At 66.4% G+C, this 19,729-nt stretch carries 14 protein-coding genes; 8 read left to right on the top strand and 6 right to left on the bottom strand.

What is annotated here, in order from left to right:
* Positions 1-47: 47 nt before the first annotated feature.
* The 7 genes from RLT59_RS12360 to RLT59_RS12330 all read left to right on the top strand — a co-directional run bounded on the left by RLT59_RS12360 (position 48) and on the right by RLT59_RS12330 (position 9,332).
* Positions 48-752, top strand: coding sequence for a hypothetical protein (locus RLT59_RS12360; protein WP_311307702.1), 705 nt, complete (start codon positions 48-50; stop codon positions 750-752).
* Between the two features lie 136 nt (positions 753-888).
* Positions 889-2,760: a translational GTPase TypA gene (gene typA, locus RLT59_RS12355; RefSeq protein ID WP_311303449.1), complete on the top strand. Its 1,872-nt coding sequence runs from the start codon at positions 889-891 to the stop codon at positions 2,758-2,760.
* Positions 2,761-3,441: 681 nt separating this feature from the next.
* Positions 3,442-5,082 carry a peptide ABC transporter substrate-binding protein gene (locus tag RLT59_RS12350; RefSeq protein ID WP_311303448.1) on the top strand — a complete coding sequence of 547 codons (1,641 nt, stop codon included), beginning with the start codon at positions 3,442-3,444 and terminating at the stop codon, positions 5,080-5,082.
* 169 nt (positions 5,083-5,251) lie between these two features.
* The gene (locus tag RLT59_RS12345; protein WP_311307701.1) at positions 5,252-6,184 is read left to right on the top strand and encodes an ABC transporter permease; all 933 of its coding nucleotides are present in this window, start codon (positions 5,252-5,254) and stop codon (positions 6,182-6,184) included.
* Positions 6,177-7,127: an ABC transporter permease gene (locus RLT59_RS12340; protein WP_311303447.1), complete on the top strand. Its 951-nt coding sequence runs from the start codon at positions 6,177-6,179 to the stop codon at positions 7,125-7,127. Before RLT59_RS12345 ends, RLT59_RS12340 begins: the two co-directional genes overlap by 8 nt.
* An 11-nt stretch (positions 7,128-7,138) precedes the next feature.
* Positions 7,139-8,197: an ABC transporter ATP-binding protein gene (locus tag RLT59_RS12335; RefSeq protein ID WP_311303446.1), complete on the top strand. Its 1,059-nt coding sequence runs from the start codon at positions 7,139-7,141 to the stop codon at positions 8,195-8,197.
* A complete protein-coding gene (locus RLT59_RS12330; RefSeq protein WP_311303445.1) occupies positions 8,190-9,332 on the top strand; it encodes an ABC transporter ATP-binding protein in 1,143 nt (380 codons plus the stop codon). The genes RLT59_RS12335 and RLT59_RS12330 overlap by 8 nt, the downstream gene beginning before the upstream one ends.
* 186 nt (positions 9,333-9,518) lie before the next feature.
* Here RLT59_RS12330 and RLT59_RS12325 read toward each other — a convergent pair whose 3' ends face one another.
* From RLT59_RS12325 to RLT59_RS12300, 6 genes are all read right to left on the bottom strand, one after another.
* Positions 9,519-10,724, bottom strand: coding sequence for an IS256 family transposase (locus RLT59_RS12325; protein ID WP_311307700.1), 1,206 nt, complete (start codon positions 10,722-10,724; stop codon positions 9,519-9,521).
* Between the two features lie 439 nt (positions 10,725-11,163).
* On the bottom strand, positions 11,164-12,285 hold the full coding sequence (locus RLT59_RS12320) for an ABC transporter ATP-binding protein (protein WP_311303444.1): 1,122 nt from the start codon (positions 12,283-12,285) through the stop codon (positions 11,164-11,166).
* Positions 12,286-12,311: 26 nt separating this feature from the next.
* Complete coding sequence (locus RLT59_RS12315; protein ID WP_311307699.1) at positions 12,312-13,277, bottom strand: ABC transporter ATP-binding protein; 966 nt, start codon at positions 13,275-13,277, stop codon at positions 12,312-12,314.
* Positions 13,278-13,348: 71 nt separating this feature from the next.
* Positions 13,349-14,329: an ABC transporter permease gene (locus tag RLT59_RS12310; protein WP_311303443.1), complete on the bottom strand. Its 981-nt coding sequence runs from the start codon at positions 14,327-14,329 to the stop codon at positions 13,349-13,351.
* Between the two features lie 91 nt (positions 14,330-14,420).
* Positions 14,421-16,208, bottom strand: a complete 1,788-nt coding sequence (locus RLT59_RS12305; RefSeq protein WP_311303442.1) for an ABC transporter substrate-binding protein — start codon at positions 16,206-16,208, stop codon at positions 14,421-14,423.
* Between the two features lie 81 nt (positions 16,209-16,289).
* On the bottom strand, positions 16,290-17,318 hold the full coding sequence (locus tag RLT59_RS12300) for an ABC transporter permease (RefSeq protein ID WP_311303441.1): 1,029 nt from the start codon (positions 17,316-17,318) through the stop codon (positions 16,290-16,292).
* A gap of 505 nt (positions 17,319-17,823) precedes the next feature.
* Here RLT59_RS12300 and RLT59_RS12295 point away from each other — a divergent pair.
* Positions 17,824-19,458 carry a peptide ABC transporter substrate-binding protein gene (locus RLT59_RS12295; protein WP_311303440.1) on the top strand — a complete coding sequence of 545 codons (1,635 nt, stop codon included), beginning with the start codon at positions 17,824-17,826 and terminating at the stop codon, positions 19,456-19,458.
* The last annotated feature ends 271 nt before the right edge of the window (positions 19,459-19,729 follow it).

Here is a 19,729-nt window from a genome sequence, read left to right as displayed (position 1 = left end):
AACCGGCGGTGAACTCCGCCGGAAGAGATGATCATGGGGGCGTGAACATGAAGCGGACGCGGGCTCTTGGCTACGCGACGGCAGTGCTCGTCGCGGGAATCCTCGCGGGCACGAGCGGCTGCGGCTCGACGCCGGACGACCGGAACACGAGCCGGAAACCGGAGCAGGCCGGTGCGCCGACGGCCGGGCAGGCCGGCGCGGAACAGGTCGCCGCCTCCCAGCAGCGGGCCTGCGAGGGCGGCACGTACACGTGGTTCAACCTGCAGAAGCACGACGTACTCAACGGAGTCACTGAGGTGCAGCGCGTCACCGCCGAGCCCACCAAGCTGACCGCGCCGATGCGGCGGCTGCGCACGGACCGGGCGTCCCTGGAGTCCGACGGTCCAGCGCTGGACCCGCACGCCGTCTTCTTCGCCCTTGACACGCGCCTCGGCCTCACGGAGAAGGGGGAGGAACTGGATGACACGTCGGGCTGGTCGGGACTGGGCGAGCCGGGGGCGTACGCGCCCCTTGCCGAGGGGGGCGGAGAGTTCAGCGGACTGGCCGCCCGCCTGGTGAGCTACAGCTTCGTCAAGCTGGTCGAAGCAGATTTCCGGTACGCCTGCGGAAGCGGCGAGGGCCGGGAACCGACCACCGGGCACGTGTTGACATGGATCGTGGACGGCGAGGGGACGCTCAACTGCGATGAGCCCCTGACCAAGGGGACCTCGGCCCCCGCACACGAGGCCGAGCGCCTGTCCTGTCACGGCTAGGACTGCCCGGGGAGCCGGAGGCGCGCCCGGCCCGTACCATGGGACTAGCCGTGGCGCGTCCGCCCGGCGGGCGTACGAGGACTCAAGACCGACTAAGACGCCTGAATCCCCGATCCGAGAGAAGCGCAAGCCACCCATGCCCACGCGCCACGACATCCGTAACGTAGCCATCGTCGCCCACGTCGACCACGGCAAGACCACGCTGGTCGACGCCATGCTCAGGCAGGCCGGCGCCTTCGCCGCGCACGCCGCCGAGAACCTCGACGAACGCATGATGGACTCGAACGACCTGGAGCGTGAGAAGGGCATCACGATCCTGGCCAAGAACACGGCCGTCAAGTACCACCCCAAGGATGGCGGCGACGTCATCACCATCAACATCATCGACACCCCCGGCCACGCCGACTTCGGTGGCGAGGTCGAGCGCGGCCTGTCGATGGTGGACGCGGTCGTCCTGCTGGTCGACGCGTCCGAGGGTCCGCTCCCGCAGACCCGCTTCGTACTCCGCAAGGCCCTGACCGCCAAGCTGCCGGTCATCCTCTGCATCAACAAGACGGACCGCCCGGACTCCCGGATCGCCGAGGTCATCGACGAGACGTACGACCTCTTCCTGGACCTGGACGCCGACGAGGACCAGATCGAGTTCCCGATCGTCTACGCCTGCGCCCGTGACGGCGTCGCGTCGCTGACCAAGCCGGAGGACGGTTCCGTCCCGCCGGACAGCGACAGCCTGGAGCCGTTCTTCAGCACCATCCTCTCGGCGGTCCCGGCCCCGGAGTACGACGAGGACGCCCCCCTCCAGGCCCACGTCACCAACCTGGACGCCGACAACTTCCTCGGCCGTATCGCGCTCTGCCGTGTCGAGCAGGGCGAGCTGCGCAAGGGCCAGACCGTCGCGTGGATCAAGCGCGACGGCACGATCTCCAATGTGCGCATCACCGAGCTGCTGATGACCGAGGCGCTCACCCGCAAGCCCGCGGAGAAGGCCGGCCCCGGCGACATCTGCGCGATCGCCGGTATCCCGGACATCATGATCGGCGAGACCCTGGCCGACCCCGAGAACCCGGTCGCGCTGCCGCTGATCACGGTCGACGAGCCCGCCATCTCGATGACCATCGGTGCGAACACCTCGCCGCTGGTCGGCAAGGGCGGCAAGGGCCACAAGGTCACCGCCCGTCAGATCAAGGACCGTCTGGACCGCGAGCTGGTCGGTAACGTCTCGCTGCGCGTCCTGGACACCGAGCGCCCCGACGCCTGGGAGGTCCAGGGCCGTGGTGAGCTCGCGCTGGCGATCCTCATCGAGACCATGCGCCGTGAGGGCTTCGAGCTGACGGTCGGCAAGCCGCAGGTCGTCACCAAGCAGGTCGAGGGCAAGACGTACGAGCCCATCGAGCGCATGACCATCGACTCGCCCGAGGAGCACCTCGGCGCGATCACGCAGCTCATGGCGACCCGCAAGGGCCGCATGGAGACGATGACGAACCACGGTTCTGGCTGGGTCCGCATGGAGTGGATCGTCCCGTCCCGCGGCCTCATCGGCTTCCGTACGGAGTTCCTGACCCAGACCCGCGGCACCGGCATCGCGCACTCCCTCTTCGAGGGCCACGAGCCGTGGTTCGGTGACCTGCGTACCCGTCACAACGGCTCGCTGGTCGCGGACCGCGCGGGCGTCGTGACGCCGTTCGCGATGGTCAACCTCCAGGAGCGCGGTGTCATCTTCACCGAGGCCACCACGGAGGTCTACGAGGGCATGATCATCGGTGAGAACTCGCGCTCCGACGACATGGACGTGAACATCACCAAGGAGAAGAAGCTCACCAACATGCGTGCGGCTTCCGCGGACACCACGGAGAACGTGGTGCCCGCGCGCAAGCTGTCGCTGGAGCAGTCCCTGGAGTTCTGCCGCGACGACGAGTGCATCGAGGTGACCCCGGAGACCGTGCGTATCCGCAAGGTCGTCCTGGACCAGAAGGAGCGCGGCCGCTCCGCGTCGCGCGCCAAGCGCTGACCTGACCCCGCCGCCCGCCCGGAGGCCCGCCGGGACGGCACAGGGGCACAGGCGCGGCTCAGGCGCACGGCCCTCACGGCACGCCAGAAGGGGCCCGGCACCGCTCACCACGCGGTGCCGGGCCCCTTTGCCGTGGCCGGTCGCGTGGCGGCCCCGGTGGCCGTCGTGCGCACGACCGCCGTACGGCCCGTGACGGACGTGAACAAGCCATGCGCGCCCGCCTATTGGCTTACGCTGGAACCGTCTGTAACCGGCGGGCCGGAGTCCGCTTCAGGCTGCCGGCCGGCCGCGCCGCCACTCCGTGATTCGCCGGGTGCGGGACGGGCTTACGAGGCCGCGAGGTCAACCCGATTTTGTGGACCATCCGTCCGGATATCGGGCGTCGCTCTCCGGAACATGCGTTAACAGTCCGTTTCGGGTGTGTCTGTCTGGGGTCATTTTGTCCGTATTTTGATCCACGTGGCCCGGGGATGTTGTCAAAACGAGACCCTTTAAGTGTGGTTTACAGCCCAGTCGTACTTAATAGTTGGCTCCATTGAGCTCGGGTCAATGGGTCACGCACTGTGGGGAGTGCCGACTCACGAGCACACTCAGGGCACTGAAACGATCACCGTCAGGGGTGTCGGTGTATCAATCCAGTGCCCTTCTTGTAGTCAAAAGTGGACTCATGAGGAGGAACCCATGCGTGGTGCCAAGAGCGCCAAGTGGGTCGCGGGAGCGGCCATCATCGCCCTGGCTGCGACCGCTTGCGGCGGCGGGGACGACGACGCCGACAAGGGCAAGGGCGGCTCCAAGGGAGCTGTCAACGCTGACGGCATCTTCTCCGTCGAGGTCGGTGAGCCGCAGAACCCGCTGCAGCCGGCCAACACGATGGAGTCGAACGGCAGCATCGTCACCGACTCGATCTTCTCGCAGCTGGTCGACTACGACCCGTCCGGCAAGCTTGAGATGATCAACGCCGAGTCTGTCGACACCAAGGACAGCAAGCTCTGGACGGTCAAGCTCAAGAAGGACTGGAAGTTCCACGACGGGACCCCGGTCACGGCCGAGTCGTACATCAAGGCCTGGAACTGGGCCGCGAACATCAAGAGCAACCAGACCAACGCGTCCTGGTTCGGTGACATCAAGGGCTTCTCCGACGTCCACCCCGATGACGCCAAGGCCAAGCCGAAGTCGGACGCCATGTCCGGTCTGAAGAAGGTGGACGACTACACGTTCACCATCGAGCTGAACTCGCCGCTGCCGTACTTCTCTTACAAGCTCGGCTACACGGTCTTCTCCCCGCTGCCCGAGTCCTTCTACGCGGACCCGAAGGCCGCCGGCGAGAAGCCGGTCGGCAACGGCGCGTACAAGTTCGTCAGCTGGGACCACAAGAAGCAGATCAAGGTCGTCCGCAACGACGACTACAAGGGTGCCGACAAGGCGAAGAACGGTGGTGTGATCTTCAAGAACTACACCACCCTCGAAACCGCCTACGAGGACCTGAAGTCGGGCAACGTCGACGTCCTGCGTCAGATCGGCCCGAAGGACCTCCCGGTCTACCGTTCCGACCTCGGTGACCGCGCGGTGGACAAGCCGTACTCGTCGATCCAGACGATCGCTGTCGCCTTCTACACCAAGCAGTTCAAGAACATCGACCCGAAGGTCCTCCAGGGCCTGTCGATGGGCATCGACCGCGACACGATCACCAAGACCGTGCTCCAGGGCACGCGCGAGCCGGCCACCGGCTGGGTCGCACAGGGTGTTCTCGGTTACCAGAAGGACGCCGCGGGCGACGTCACCAAGTACGACCCCGCGAAGGCCAAGAAGCTCATCAAGGAAGGCGGCGGCGTTCCTGGTAACAAGATCTCGATCCAGTTCAACGCCGACGGCGGCCACAAGGAATGGGTCGAGGCGGTCTGCAACAGCATCAAGCAGTCCACCGGAGTCGCGTGCACCACTGACTCGAAGGCCGACTTCCAGGCCGACACGAACGCGCGTGACGCCAAGGAGGTCAAGTCCCTGTACCGCTCCGGCTGGGTGCTCGACTACCCGGTGAACGCGAACTTCATCTCGGACCTGTTCCGTACAGGCGCGGCCGGTAACCAGGGTGACTTCTCCAACAAGGGCCTTGACGCGGAGATCAAGAAGGCTGACTCCGCGGCTTCCCTCGACGACTCCGTCGCGGCCTACCAGAAGATCGAGAAGGAGCTGGTGAACTACATGCCCTCCATCCCGCTCTGGTACTACAAGGTCAACGCCGGTTACTCCGAGAAGGTCCAGAACGTCGATTACGCGCAGGACGGCGACCCGATCCTGACCAAGATCGAAGTCAAGAAGTAACCACACCGACGTAGTCCGCGCGCGGGCGCGGGACTGCTGAAAGACGGTCCGCGCCTGTCCGCACGCCGTGGCCGGGGGGCCCTTCCACGCATCCGACGAACCCTCAGGGGGGGAATCGGGTGCGGGGGAGGGCCCGTTGGCTGCTGCTTGCCTATTACATGGAGGCATGATGGGGCGCTATGTCGCACGACGACTGCTCCAGATGATCCCGGTCTTCCTCGGGACAACGCTGCTGATCTTCCTGATGGTCTACACGCTGCCCGGCGACCCCGTGCGCGGGCTCTTCGGGGACAAGGGTGTCGATCCGGCCACACTGGCGAGACTTCGCCATGAAAAGGGCCTTGATCTGCCGATCCTGCAGCAGTACTGGAATTACATGACAGGCATCGTCCTGCATTTCGATTTCGGCGATCAGATAGCCAGCGGACGTCCCGTCACGGACGTCCTCGGCGACGCGTTCCCCGTCACCCTCCGGCTGGCCGGCATGGCGTTCGTCCTTGAGATCGTCGTGGGCATCGGCCTCGGGACGATCGCCGGTCTGCGGGCCGGCCGGCTCACCGACAACGTGGTCCTGGTCTTCACCCTGCTGATCATCTCGATCCCGGTGTTCGTGCTCGGCTTCATCATCAAGGCGGTGTTCGCCTTCCAGCTCGGCTGGATAGATCCGAACGTGTCCGGTGAGGCGAAATGGAGCGAACTGCTGGCACCAGCCATCGTGCTGGGATCACTCTCGCTCGCCTATGTCGCGCGGCTCACGCGTACGACGATGGCCGAGAACCTGCGCTCGGACTACATGCGCACCGCCATCGCCAAGGGTCTTCCCAAGCGGCGCATCGTCGGTGTGCACCTGATGCGCAACTCGCTGATCCCCGTGATCACCTTCCTCGGCACCGACCTCGGTGCCCTGATGGGCGGCGCGGTCGTCACCGAGGGCCTGTTCAACGTGAAGGGCGTCGGCGGCACGATCTACGAGTCGATCCAGAAGCGCGAGGGCACGACGCTCGTCGGCCTCGTCACCATCCTGGTGCTCGTCTACCTCCTCATGAGCCTCATCGTCGACCTGCTGTACGCGGTCCTGGACCCGAGGATCCGTTATGCCTGACGTGACCAAGACCGCTCCCGCGCCCGAGGACGCCAAGGCGCCCCTCGCGGACCCCTCGGCGGTAGTCAAGGCCGAGAAGGCCCGCAGCCTGTGGGGCGACGCCTGGCGGGACCTGCGTTCCAACTGGTACTTCATCATCTCATCGGTGCTGATCTTCATCCTGCTCGTGATGGTCTTCTTCCCCGGCCTGTTCACCAGCGCTTCGCCCACGAGCACTGACCTGGTGAACCACTACCTGGGCAAGCCCGAGCTGAGCAAGATCGGCTCCGAGGGCTGGCTCGGCTACGACGTCCAGGGCCACAGCGTCTACGCGCGCCTCATCTACGGCACCCGTGCCTCGATCACTGTCGGCGTCTGTGTCACGGTTCTGGTGACGCTGTTCGGCGGACTGGTCGGCATGCTCGCCGGCTACTTCGGTGGTTGGGTGGACGCGCTGCTCTCCGGCTTCTTCACCAACGTCTTCCTCGGGATCCCGTTCCTGCTCGGCGCCATGGTGGTGCTCCAGGCGTTCTCCGACCGAAGCGTCTTGGTCGTGATCTTCGCCCTGGCGTTCCTCGGCTGGACCCAGATCGCGCGTGTCATGCGTGGCGCGGTGATCGTCATCAAGCAGTCGGACTACGTGCAGGCAGCCAGGGCGCTCGGCGCGGGAACCAATCGGATTCTCTTCCGGCACATCCTGCCCAACGCCATGGCCCCGGTGATCGTGGTCGCGACGATCTCGCTCGGCGTCTACATCTCGGCCGAGGCGACGCTGTCCTACCTGGGTCTCGGCCTTGCCGACCCGACCATCTCCTGGGGTATGGACATCTCCGGTGGCGCCAACCAGATCCGCGTCGCGCAGCACATCCTGCTGTACCCGTCGATCATGCTCAGCATCACCGTTCTGGCGTTCATCATGCTCGGCGAAGCCGTCCGTAACGCCCTCGATCCCAAGTCGCGATAAGGAGGGTGCACGTGACCACCATCGACAAGACCGCCGAAGTCCCGTCCCCGCGCTCGGGTGACGGCCACGTCGGCCCGCTGCTCGACGTCCGTGATCTGCACGTGGAGTTCCACACCCGTGACGGTGTGGCCAAGGCGGTCAACGGAGTCAACTACACCGTGAACGCCGGCGAGACCCTCGCCGTCCTCGGTGAGTCCGGTTCCGGCAAGTCCGTGACGGCCCAGGCCATCATGGGCATCCTCGACATGCCGCCGGGCAGGATCCCGCAGGGCGAGATCCTCTTCCGCGGCCAGGACATGCTCAAGATGTCCTACGAGGAGCGCCGGAAGATCCGCGGCCAGAAGATCGCGATGATCTTCCAGGACGCGCTCTCCTCGCTGAACCCGGTCCTCAGCGTCGGCTACCAGCTGGGCGAGATGTTCCGGGTCCACCAGGGCCTGTCCAAGAAGGAAGCCAAGGCCAAGGCCATCGAGCTGATGGACCAGGTCAAGATCCCCGCCGCGGCGGCCCGGATCTCGGACTACCCGCACCAGTTCTCCGGCGGTATGCGCCAGCGCATCATGATCGCCATGGCGCTGGCCCTGGAACCGGACCTGATCATCGCGGACGAGCCGACCACCGCGCTCGACGTGACGGTGCAGGCCCAGGTGATGGACCTGCTCGCGGAGCTCCAGCGCGAGTACAACATGGGCCTGATCCTGATCACCCACGACCTGGGTGTCGTCGCGGACGTCGCGGACAAGATCGCCGTGATGTACGCGGGCCGGATCGTCGAGACCGCCCCGGTCCACGAGATCTACAAGCGGCCGGCGCACCCCTACACCAAGGGGCTGCTGGAATCGATCCCGCGCCTTGACCAGAAGGGCCAGGAGCTCTTCGCGATCAAGGGCCTGCCGCCCAACCTGCTCCACGTGCCGTCGGGCTGTGCCTTCAACCCGCGCTGCACCATGGCGCAGGACATCTGCCGTACGGACATCCCGGCCCTGGCCCCGGTGACCGAGCAGGACGGCGCCGAGCTGGTCGGACGCGGCAGCGCCTGCCACTTCTGGAAGGAGACGATCCATGGCTGACATGAAGAAGGAGCCCGTGGACGCCACCCCGAACGTCACCGAAGTGGAGACGGTCGACGCGGGCACCGAGGCGGAGGCCGTAGCCGCCATCGACGCCCCCGTGTCGCAGGGCGAGCCGATCCTCCAGGTCCGCAACCTGGTCAAGCACTTCCCGCTGACCCAGGGCATCCTGTTCAAGAAGCAGGTCGGGGCCGTAAAGGCCGTGGACGGGATCTCGTTCGACCTCTACGCGGGCGAGACGCTCGGCATCGTGGGCGAGTCCGGCTGTGGCAAGTCCACCGTCGCCAAGCTCCTGATGACGCTGGAGCAGGCCACGGCCGGCGAGGTGTTCTTCAAGGGCCAGGACATCACCAAGCTGTCCGGCCGTGCCCTGAAGGCGGTGCGCCGCAACATCCAGATGGTGTTCCAGGACCCGTACACCTCGCTGAACCCGCGGATGACGGTGGGCGACATCATCGGGGAGCCGTACGAGATCCACCCCGAGGTGGCTCCCAAGGGCGACCGCCGGCGCAAGGTCCAGGAGCTCCTGGAGGTCGTCGGTCTCAACCCGGAGTACATCAACCGCTATCCGCACCAGTTCTCCGGCGGCCAGCGCCAGCGCATCGGCATCGCCCGCGGCCTCGCGCTCAACCCCGAGATCATCATCTGCGACGAGCCGGTCTCCGCGCTCGACGTGTCGGTGCAGGCTCAGGTCATCAACCTGATGGAGAAGCTCCAGGACGAGTTCAACCTCTCCTACCTCTTCATCGCGCACGACCTGTCGATCGTCCGGCACATCTCGGACCGGGTCGGCGTCATGTACCTCGGCAAGATGGCCGAGATCGGTACGGACACGCAGATCTACGACCACCCGACGCACCCTTACACCCAGGCGCTGCTGTCGGCGGTCCCGGTCCCGGACCCGGAGGCCCGCGAGGGCCGCGAGCGGATCATCCTCTCCGGGGACGTCCCCTCGCCGGCCAACCCGCCCTCCGGCTGCCGCTTCCGCACCCGGTGCTGGAAGGCCGAGGCCAAGTGCGCCGAGGAGATGCCGCTGCTGGCCATCCCCGAGCGCTTCAAGACCTCCACGACACCGGCCGCGCACGAGTCGGCCTGCCACTTCGCGGAGGAGAAGGACGTGGTCGGCGCGGCCTGACGCGAGCTTAACGTTTCTTTCGGACCCCTCGGGAGCCCTTTTGGGAGCCTGGGGGGTCCGTGGTGTGCGACGGCGCAGCGAGCGTAATTCAGCGTCAAATACGTTCAGGTGGGGTGGTCCGTCGGCTAGCCCTTAACCTCGCCGGTAGGGAGTGTCCAGTAAACGGCTGATCCAGTGTTGTTGGGGTCAGTAGGCAGCCGGGGTGAGCCGGCCTTCGAAGGCGATCTGGAAGGCGTTCAGGGGCGCCTTCCAGCGCATGGTCCAGCGCTTGCGGCCCTTGCCGGTCGGGTCCAGGGACATGAGCGCCATGTAGACGCACTTCATAGCCGCGGCCTCGTTGGGGAGGTGCCCGCGGGCCCGAACGGCCTTGCGGGTCCGCGCGTTCACGCTCTCGATCGCGTTGGTCGAGCAGATGACCTTGCGGATCTCGACGTCGAAGGAGAGGAAGGGGACGAACTCGGCCCAGGCGTTCTCCCGGAGCCGGATGACCGCCGGGTACTTCTTGCCCCAGGTTTCCTGGAACTCGCTGAACCGCTCGGTGGCCGCCGCTTCGTTCGGGGCCGTGTGGACGGGCCGGAGCGCCTTGGCGATCTTGTCCCAGTCCTGGCGGGCCGCGTGGCGGAAGCTGTTCCTCAGGAGATGAACTACGCAAGTCTGGACAATTGTCCGGGGCCAGACGGCTTCCACCGCTTCGGGCAGGCCCTTCAACCCGTCGCAGACCAGCATCAGGACGTCTTCCAGGCCCCGGTTCTTCAGGTCCGTGAACACGCTCAGCCAGTACTTCGCGCCCTCGCCGCCGTCACCGGCCCAGATCCCCAAGATGTCGCGGTGGCCCTCGGCGGTCACGGCCATGACGACGTAGACCGGGCGATTGGCGACGTGCCCGTCCCTGATCTTGACGTTGATGGCGTCCACGAACAGGACCGGATAGACGCGGTCCAGCGGGCGGCTGGCCCATTCCGCCATCCCGTCCATCACGCTGTCGGTGATGGTAGAGATGGTCGCCTTGGACACGCTCGCGCCATAGACCTCGGCCAGGTGCGCGGAGATCTCACCGTGCGTGAGCCCCTTCGCCGACAGCGACAGCACCATCTCGTCCACCCCGGTCAGGCGCCGCTGCCGCTTCTTGACAATGGCTGGCTCGAACGTGCCGGTCACGTCCCGGGGGACCTTCACCTCGACCGGACCGACGTCGGTCAGCACCGTCTTCGCCCGGCTCCCGTTCCTGCTGTTACCACTGCCCCGGCCTTCGGCATCGTGCTTCTCGTAACCGAGGTGATCGGTGATCTCGCCCTCCAGCGCGGACTCCAGGACCCGCTTGGTCAGCTGCTGAAGCAGCCCGCCCTCCCCAGTCAGCTGCAGCCCTTCCGAACGGGCCCGGCTCACGAGCATCGCGACCAACTGCTCATCGCTCGCCGACGCGGCCTCCGCAACCCCCGGCTCGCCGCCCGCTCTCTGCTCGATGGTGGTGTCACTCATCTGGCGTCTCCTTGATCATCGGATCCGCCGTTCATTGAACGCTCCCTGTGAAGGCTCCGCTGCAGCACCATCCGGATCGCGGCCGTCGCCCGTGCCGTCATCGCCCTCGAACGCGCCATCTGATCAAGATGGATAGGGCCCACTGTCCACGTTCGCGACCCCAGGGCAGCAGAAGGCGCCCGGAACCGATCGGTTCCGGGCGCCTTTCCCGTATTCCCGGAAACCGGGCGCGCAGGTGGCTCGGGTCAATGGGCCGACGTGCTCGGTTCCCTGGGCCGGGAAAGCCCCGCGGACGGACGGACCGGTCAGGCACGTCGTCGACGGGGCTTCCCCGGGGCCGCGGTGAGGGGTGTCAGCCGCGGGCCTTGGGGTCTTCGCCGGTCTTCTTGCCGAGGCTCGGCTTCGGGTCGGGGCTCTTCCTGCCGGCGCTCGGTGCCCCGGACTCCGTACGCGACTTCGGGACGGCCGGGACCGTACCCGGCTCCTCGGGGTAGTGGCAGGCCGTCAGGTGGCCCTCCCGGCTGCCCTCGACCCGGACCAGCGGCGGCGTCTCGCTCGCGCACTTGTCCGTCGCCTTCCAGCAGCGGGTGCGGAAGCGGCAGCCCGACGGCGGGTTGACCGGGGACGGCACGTCGCCGGTCAGCCGGATGCGGTCGCGGGGCGGCACGTCGTCCGCGGTGGCCTCGGGGACGGCGGAGAGCAGCGCCCTGGTGTACGGGTGCCGGGGGTTGCCGTACAGGTCGTCGCGGTCCGCGATCTCCACGATCCGGCCCAGGTACATGACGGCGACGCGCTGTGAGAAGTGGCGCACGATCGCCAGGTCGTGGGCGATGAAGAGGAACGCGATGCCCAGTTCCTTCTGCAGCTTCTGCAGCAGGTTCACCACCTGGGCCTGGATCGACACGTCCAGCGCCGAGACCGGCTCGTCGGCCACGATCAGCTTCGGCTCCAGGGCCAGTGCGCGGGCCACCCCGATGCGCTGACGCTGGCCGCCGGAGAACTCGTGCGGGAAGCGGTTGTAGTGCTCCGGGTTGAGCCCGACGATCTCCAGGAGCTCCCGGACCCGGGCCTCCCGGCCGCCGGCCGGGTTGACGTCGTTGATCTCCATCGGCGCCGTGATGATCTTGCCGACCGTCTGGCGCGGGTTCAGCGAGGCGTAGGGGTCCTGGAAGATCATCTGGATCTCGGACCGGATCGGGGCCAGCTGCTTGCGCGAGGCGTGGCTGATGTCCTGCCCGCGGTAGGTGATCCGGCCGCCGGTCGGCTCCAGCAGCCGGGTGATCAGCCGGCCCGTCGTCGACTTGCCGCAGCCGGACTCACCGACCAGGCCCAGGCTCTCGCCCGGGGCCACCGAGAAGTCCAGTCCGTCCACGGCCTGGACCGCGCCGACCGTCCGCCGGATCGGAAAGCCGCCCTTGATCGGGAAGTACTTGGTGAGTCCGGAGACGTCAAGGAGGGGATCGGTGCTGCTCATAGGAGGGAAGTCCCGTCTCTTGTACGTCAGTGGGTCCGCGCGCCGGCGAAGTCCGCGAAGAACTCCACGCGCTGTTCGGGCGTCAGGTGGCAGGCGGCCCCGCGACCGGCGGTCAGCTCCAGCGGAGGCTGTTCGGTCGAGCAGCGGTTGCCGCCGACCCGCTCGGTGAACGCGCACCGGGGGTGGAAGCGGCAGCCGGTCGGCGGGTTGAGGAGGCTGGGCGGTGAACCGGGGATCGGTGACAGCGGTACGTCGACCGGCCCCTCCAGGCTCGGCATGGAGCCCAGCAGGCCCCAGGTGTACGGGTGCTGGGGCGCCCGCAGCACCTCCTTCTTCGTACCGCGCTCCACGCACCGGCCGCCGTACATCACCAGCACGTCGTCCGCGATGTCGGCGATGACGCCGAGGTCGTGGGTGATGAAGATGATCGAGGTGCCGGTCTCCTGCTGGAGGTCCTTGAGCAGGTCCATGATCTGGGCCTGCACGGTCACGTCGAGGGCCGTCGTCGGCTCGTCCGCCACCAGCAGCGCGGGGTCGCAGACCAGCGCCATGGCGATCATCGCGCGCTGGCGCATACCGCCGGAGAACTGGTGCGGGTAGTCGTCGACGCGCAGGTTCGGCTGCGGGATGCCGACCTTGGTCAGCATCTCCACGGCCCGCGCCCGCGCCTCGCGCTTGGACGCCCCGGTGTGCTTGCGGTACGTCTCACCGATCTGCTTGCCGATGGTGTGGTACGGCGAGAGCGAGGCCAGCGCGTCCTGGAAGATCATGGCCATCTTGTTGCCGCGCAGGCGCTCCAGCTCCCGCTCGGAGGCGGCCAGCAGGTCCTGCCCGTCGAGCAGGATCTCGCCCTCGATCTCGGTGTGCTCGGGGTGGTGCAGACCGAGGATCGAGAGGTTGGTGACGGACTTGCCGGAACCGGACTCACCGACGATGCCGAGGGTCTTGCCGTGCTCGACGTCGAAGGACAGCCCGTCGACGGCCTTGACCATGCCGTCTTCGGTGGAGAAGTGCACGCGCAGATCGCGTACGGAGAGGAAGGGGGTGCTCACTGGATCTCTCCCTAGGCGAGGCGGACGCGTGGGTCGATGAGGGCGTAGACGGCGTCCACGACGATGTTGAGGAGCACGATCGCGACCGCGGCCACCATCATCACGCCGAGGAGCGTCGGCAGGTCGTTGGTGGACACCGCCTTGACCGAGAGCGCCCCGATGCCCTGGAGGCTGAAGGTCTTCTCGGTGATGATCGCGCCGCCGAGGAGCACGCCGAGGTCGAGACCGAAGATGGTGACGATGGGCCCCATGGCCCCGCGCCAGGCGAATCTGAAGAACACCGTCCGCCGCGAGAGTCCCTTGGCGCGAGCCGTCCGGACGTAGTCCTCGCTCATCGACTCCACCAGCTGGGAGCGGGCCATACGGGTGTAGTTGGCCGTGAAGATGACGGAGAGCACCAGCCAGGGCAGCAGCAGCCCCGAGAACCACGCGCCCGGGTTGTCGGTCAACGGCGTGTAGCTGGGGCGGTCCAGCAGGTGCCACTGGTCGGTGAGGAAGTACATGGCGAGCACACCGACGATGTAGATCTGCATCGAGGAGGCGATCAGCGAGGCGGAGGACGCGACCTTGTCGAGCGGCTTGCCCTGCTTGACGGCCGCGAGCATGCCGGCGCCGACACCGAAGATGACGAACACGAAGGCGCTGCCGACGGAGAGCGAGAGCGTGGTCGGGAAGCGGTCCACGATGGTGCCGAAGACGGGCTCGCGGTTGATGAAGGAGTACCCCAGGCAGGGCGCGGGACAGTTCCCGTACGACGTGTACTCGCGTCCTACGAAGATCCCTTGCAGCCAGTGCCAGTACTGCACCGGTATCGAATCGGCGATCCCCAGGTTGTGCCGCACCAGCGCGAGGGTCTCTGGCGTGCAGACCTTGCCGCAGGCGACCCGGGCGGGGTCACGGGGGGCGGCGTAGAAGAGGACGAAGACTAGGGCGCTGATGATCAGCAGAATGACCGCGGCGCCGACGACACGGCGGAGAAGAAAGCGCAGCATGGCAGTGGGTTTTCCTGACGGATGCCGAGGGGGAGGAGGGGAGGCGGGCGGCTCCCGGAACGGGAGCCGCCCGCCCCCCGGGGGCCGTTCGTCAGGCCTTGACGTACGTCTTGTAGATGATCGTCGCGGAGAACTGCGGGTCCATCATGGCGCCGCCGACCTTGGAGCCGTACAGGTAGAACCGGCGCTGGAAGGTCTCCGGGATGACCGGGACGACCTCGTCCATGATCCGCTTGTCCAGCGCCGTCCAGGCGGCACCGGCCGCCTTCTGGTCGGCGATGACGACGTTCTTCTTGATGGCCGCGTCGATCCAGTCGACCTTGACCTGGGAGACGTTGTTCTGGCCGTTGCCGATGTTGGCGCTGTCGAACAGCGGCTGGATCATCGTGTAGGCGGTCGGCCAGTCCGGGGACCAGCCGAACCACATGACGTCGAAGCTGTTGTCGACCTGCTGGATCTGGTCGTAGTACGAGGTCGAGTCGACGGGCTTGATGACCGGCTTGAAGCCCGCGGCCTTGAGCGCGTTCTCGACGACGACGGCCGTCTTGTCGTAGGTGGGGCTCTGCGGGTAGGTGTAGACGATCTTCTGGCCGAGCTTGCCGGCCTTCTTGAGGATCTCCTTGGCCGCCGCGGCGTCACCCTTGGGCGTCTTCAGCTTGCCGTAGAAGTCGAACTCCTTGCGGCCGAGGATGTCGGGGCTGAGGATCGTGGTCGCGTAGTCGCCCGCGGACGGTCCGCCGTAGATCTTGCGGATCTGCTCCAGCGGCCAGGCGGTGTTGAGCGCCTTGCGCACCTCGACGTCGGTGATGCGCTTGCAGTTGATCGCGTAGTAGTACGTGCCGGTGAGCAGGCCGTTGAAGGTCCGCTTCTTCAGCTCGGGGTCGGAGAGCACCTTCTGCATGCGCTCGGCCGGCACGGACTTGTAGATGGAGATCATCTGCTGGTCCTTGCCCTGGTCCGCGATGAAGCGGTCCGCGGACTCCAGCGAGGTGGGGCCGAACTCGAACTCGAAGGTGTCCGGGTAGGCGTTGCGGATCGGGTCCGTCGCCGGGTCCCAGTGCTTGTTGCGCGTCAGCGTCATCGACTTGTCGATGGTGCGGTGCTTGACGATGTACGGACCGCAGGAAACGGGCTGCTTGTCGTACTTCTCCTTGGTGTCCAGCTTCACCGGCGTTGCCGAGTAGCAGCTCATGGCCAGGGTGAAGTTGAAGTCCGGACGCGGCTCGGCCAGCTTGAAGGTGATCGTCTTCTTGGCCTTGTCGAGGACGAGCGAGTCCAGGTGCTTGCCCTTGTACGGACCCTCGTAGCCCTTGCGCCAGTCACCCTTGCCGGTGAGCGCCTGCTGCACGTAGGCGGCGCCCTCGGTGATGAACGGCGCCCAGGCGCGCTCGATGCCGTGGCGGACGTCCTCGACGGTCAGCTCGCTGCCGTCCTGCCACTTGAGCCCGTCCTTCAGGGTGAAGGTCCAGGTCTTGTTGTCGGCGGACGCCGTGCCGACGTCGGTGGCCAGGTCACCGACGAGGGTCATCCCGCCCTTGTCGTCGACCTTGTAGCCGGTGAGGGCACGGGCGAACATCGCGGCGCCGCTGGAGTTGAACGTGAAGTAGATGCGCTGCGGGTCGAGGTGGGAGAAGTCGTCCTCGGAGATGCCGTAGATCGTCCCGCCCTTCTTGGCGCCGGCGATCTCGGCGGCGGGACCCTTCGAGTCCTCCGCGGTACCGATCTTGACGGTCGCGCCGGTGTACTCGGTCGCGCCGGCGTCCGGCGAGCCCTTGCCACCGCCACCGCCCGAGTCGCCACTGCTGCACGCGGAGAGGACGAGCGAGCCGCCCGCCGCGACGGATGTGGCGATGACGAAGTTTCTGCGGGAGAGAGACATGGCAACCTGCCCTGGTCGGTGAAGAGGAAGAGGGTCGAATGATCCGGCGGAGCCCCGTCGCTCCGGTCCGGGGGCGGAACTTCAGCGCTTGGTCTTCGGGTCGAGAGCGTCCCGGACCGAGTCGCCGAGGAGGTTGAACGCGAGGACGAAGACCACCATCGAGATTCCGGGGAAGAGCATGAAGGTGATGTCGTCCTGGTAGACGTCGGCGCCGCGCTGGAGCATGACGCCCCAGTCGGGTGTCTTCGCCGTCAGTCCAACCCCGAGGAACGCGAGTCCGGCCTCGGCGCTCACGAACATGGGGAGAGCGAGGGTCGCCTGGATCAGGATCGGCGTCCACAGGTTGGGCAGCAGTTCCTTGAAGATGATCCGGGCGGGTGAGGCTCCGGTCACCTTGGCGGCCTCGACGAACTCCCGTTCGCGCAGGGCGAGTACCTCGCCGCGCAGGAGCCGGGCGATGGACGCCCAGCCGAAGGCCGTCATGACCAGGATGAGGCTCGTGACGGTCAGCCAGACCGGGGTGGCGTCCTCGGGGGAGACCAGGACCGAGATGAGTACCGGCCAGAAAGCGATGAAGAACAGCGTCGAGGGGAAGGCCAGCAGGATGTCGATGACCCGGCCGATGAAGTAGTCGGTCTTCCCGCCCAGATAGCCGGCGGTCACGCCGATCACGATGCCGAGGACGGTCACCAGGAGCGTCGTCACGCCCGCGATGAACAGCGAGTTGCGGATGCCGTAGATGAGGAAGGTGAAGAGGTCGCGGCCCAGCTGCGGCTCGATGCCGAACCAGAAGTCGCCGCTGATACCGCCGTTGGGCTTGATGGGAAAGCCGAAGTCGTTGAGCAGGCCGTCCTGGTTCTGCCCGTAGGTCGTGTACGGGTCCTTGCCGTAGACCTTGGAGATCAGTGGCGCGCAGATGGCCAGCAGGAAGAAGAAGATGACCACATAGGCCGAAATGACCCCGGATCGGTCGCGTTTGAAGCGCCGCCAGGCCAACTTGCCCGGAGAGCGCCCGTCACCGCCCTTCAGTGCCGGGGGTTCCGGCGTTTTCTGCGGGTCCGCGTTGGCCAGCTCAAGAGGGGCTGCGGCGTTCGAGGTGGGAATCGTCATGGTGCTCCTGGCCCGGAGGGTCGAAGGACTCCGCAGGGCACACCTACGGGCTACCCGGACTTTTTCAACGCAATTCATGCAGGGTCAATGAATGTCGGGCCGCCTTGAGCTGCTCTTTGGAGGCTTGACTTATACATGACCAGCCATAGGGTATGTCATTACTTTTCCTTTGCCTTTACCTGGGGTAATTCCTGGATGAAACATCGAAAATCCGTCAATGAGTCCGATATGCGGGCGGTGATGTCTCGGAATGTGTGCATCCGGTCCCGCCGGTCCCAGGCCGATGCGCGTTCGTTGTGTTGCCGTTACCGCTTCGCCGCTCGTCAGGCCGGGTCGCGGCTCTCGCCGCGCATGGCATGCGCGCGCCAAAAGGGTCCGCCCGGTGCTCGCTCCCGCCGTCCGGGTGACTTCGGGAGTGCCCGGATGGCGGGGGTAAATATGCGTAAGGGAAGGTATGCGGTGATATTTGACCTGACGTAAGACGAGCACTACGAGGAGGCACTCCATGCGCGGAGCCACACAGGCGAAGTGGGCAGCATGCGCGGTCGCCGTCGCCCTGGCGGCGACCGCCTGCGGCGGCGGGGGCGACAGCGGTGGCGGCGGTGGTGGTGCCAATGGGGTGGTGAGTTCCTCGTGGGGTGACCCGCAGAACCCGCTGGAGCCGGCCAACACCAACGAGGTGCAGGGCGGCAAGGTCCTCGACATGGTCTTCCGGGGTCTCAAGCGGTACAACCCCAAGACCGGCGCCGCCGAGGACATGCTGGCGGAGAAGATCGCCACGTCCGACTCGAAGACCTTCGACATCACCGTCAAGGACGGCTGGACGTTCTCCAACGGCGAGAAGGTCACCGCCAAGTCCTTCGTGGACGCGTGGAACTACGGCGCGAGCCTCAAGAACAACCAGAAGAACGCCTACTTCTTCGGCCAGATCGAGGGCTATGACAAGGTGCACCCGGACTCCGGCGCCCAGGCCGCCGGGGCGATGTCCGGGCTGAAGGTCACCGGCGCCAGGACGTTCACCGTCAAGCTCAACCAGAAGTTCTCGCTGTGGCCCGAGACGCTGGGCTACGCGGCGTTCGCCCCGCTGCCCAGGATCTTCTTCGACGACCATGCCGCCTACCTGAAGAAGCCGGTCGGCAACGGGCCCTACACCATCAAGTCGTACACCAAGGGCTCGCAGATGTCCCTGCGCAAGTGGGACAAGTACCCCGGGTCCGACAAGGCGCAGAACGGTGGCATCGACCTCAAGGTCTACACCGACAACAACACCGCCTACACCGATCTGGTGGCCGGCAACCTCGACCTGGTGGACGACGTCCCCGCCGCGCAGCTCAAGAACGTCAAGGCGGACCTCGGTGACCGCTACATCAACACCCCGGCGGGCATCATCCAGACCCTGGCCTTCCCGTTCTACGACAAGGCGTGGGACAAGGCGGACAGCGACAAGGTCCGCAAGGGCCTCTCCATGGCCATCAACCGCAAGCAGATCACCGAGACGATCTTCAACAACACCCGGACGCCCGCGACCGACTGGACCTCGCCGGTGCTGGGTGACGCGGGCGGATACCAGTCCGGCTTCTGCGGCAGCCTGTGCGACTACAACCCCGCGGAGGCCAAGAAGCTGATCTCCCAGGGCGGCGGCATCCCCGGCGGTCAGGTCAAGATCGGCTACAACGCCGACACGGGCAGCCACAAGGACTGGGTGGACGCGGTCTGCAACAGCATCAACAACGCGCTCGGCAACGACAAGGCCTGCGTGGGCAGCCCGACGGGCACCTTCGCGGACTTCCGCAACAAGATCACCCAGAAGAAGATGACCGGTCCCTTCCGTGCGGGCTGGCAGATGGACTACCCGCTCGTGCAGAACTTCCTGCAGCCGCTCTACTACACCAACGCCTCGTCCAACGACGGGAAGTGGACGGACAAGAAGTTCGACGACCTGGTCAACAAGGCCAACGCCGAGTCCGACAAGGCCAAGGCGGTCAAGACCTTCAAGGACGCCGAAGCGGTGGTCCGGGACAACATGGCGGCCATTCCGCTCTGGTACCAGAACGGCAGCGCCGGCTACTCCACGAACGTCTCGAACGTCGCGCTGAACCCGTTCAGCGTTCCGGTCTACAGCGAGATCAAGGTCAAGTGACCCGGTAGCGGCCGCCCCCGGCCCGGCACTCCCTGAGGGTGTGCCGGGCCGCCGTGCGTTCTGCCGGGTCCCGGTGCCCGTCACACGGTTGGCCCCTTCCGGCGCGTGCGTGTTCCCGTGAGGGTGCACAGAAGGTGCTATTTCGTGTGAAATGGGATGTTATTTGGTTCACGGCAACAGGGAGGTGACCGCGCGATGCGACCGTTCATCAGGTCCCGATCCACCGCGGAGCGAGCGCCGGCCGGAGTCCAGTGCCCGATCGATGCGCGGA

The sequence above is a fragment of the Streptomyces sp. ITFR-6 genome (genome assembly GCF_031844725.1).
In the GTDB taxonomy this organism is placed as follows: Bacteria; Actinomycetota; Actinomycetes; order Streptomycetales; family Streptomycetaceae; genus Streptomyces.
The sequence above is the reverse complement of the archived record's forward strand: the minus strand, read 5'-3'. Positions and strand labels throughout refer to the sequence as shown.

Excerpts from the sequence above, each read along its gene's own strand:
- RLT59_RS12350 (WP_311303448.1), top strand. The coding sequence starts at position 3,442 with ATGCGTGGTGCCAAGAGCGCCAAGTGGGTCGCGGGAGCGGCCATCATC.
- RLT59_RS12325 (WP_311307700.1), bottom strand. The coding sequence starts at position 10,724 with ATGCTCGTGAGCCGGGCCCGTTCGGAAGGGCTGCAGCTGACTGGGGAG.
- RLT59_RS12310 (WP_311303443.1), bottom strand. The coding sequence starts at position 14,329 with ATGCTGCGCTTTCTTCTCCGCCGTGTCGTCGGCGCCGCGGTCATTCTG.
- RLT59_RS12315 (WP_311307699.1), bottom strand. The coding sequence starts at position 13,277 with ATGGTCAAGGCCGTCGACGGGCTGTCCTTCGACGTCGAGCACGGCAAG.
- RLT59_RS12295 (WP_311303440.1), top strand. The coding sequence starts at position 17,824 with ATGCGCGGAGCCACACAGGCGAAGTGGGCAGCATGCGCGGTCGCCGTC.
- typA (WP_311303449.1), top strand. The coding sequence starts at position 889 with ATGCCCACGCGCCACGACATCCGTAACGTAGCCATCGTCGCCCACGTC.
- RLT59_RS12300 (WP_311303441.1), bottom strand. The coding sequence starts at position 17,318 with ATGACGATTCCCACCTCGAACGCCGCAGCCCCTCTTGAGCTGGCCAAC.
- RLT59_RS12320 (WP_311303444.1), bottom strand. The coding sequence starts at position 12,285 with ATGAGCAGCACCGATCCCCTCCTTGACGTCTCCGGACTCACCAAGTAC.
- RLT59_RS12360 (WP_311307702.1), top strand. The coding sequence starts at position 48 with ATGAAGCGGACGCGGGCTCTTGGCTACGCGACGGCAGTGCTCGTCGCG.
- RLT59_RS12345 (WP_311307701.1), top strand. The coding sequence starts at position 5,252 with ATGGGGCGCTATGTCGCACGACGACTGCTCCAGATGATCCCGGTCTTC.
- RLT59_RS12340 (WP_311303447.1), top strand. The coding sequence starts at position 6,177 with ATGCCTGACGTGACCAAGACCGCTCCCGCGCCCGAGGACGCCAAGGCG.
- RLT59_RS12305 (WP_311303442.1), bottom strand. The coding sequence starts at position 16,208 with ATGTCTCTCTCCCGCAGAAACTTCGTCATCGCCACATCCGTCGCGGCG.
- RLT59_RS12330 (WP_311303445.1), top strand. The coding sequence starts at position 8,190 with ATGGCTGACATGAAGAAGGAGCCCGTGGACGCCACCCCGAACGTCACC.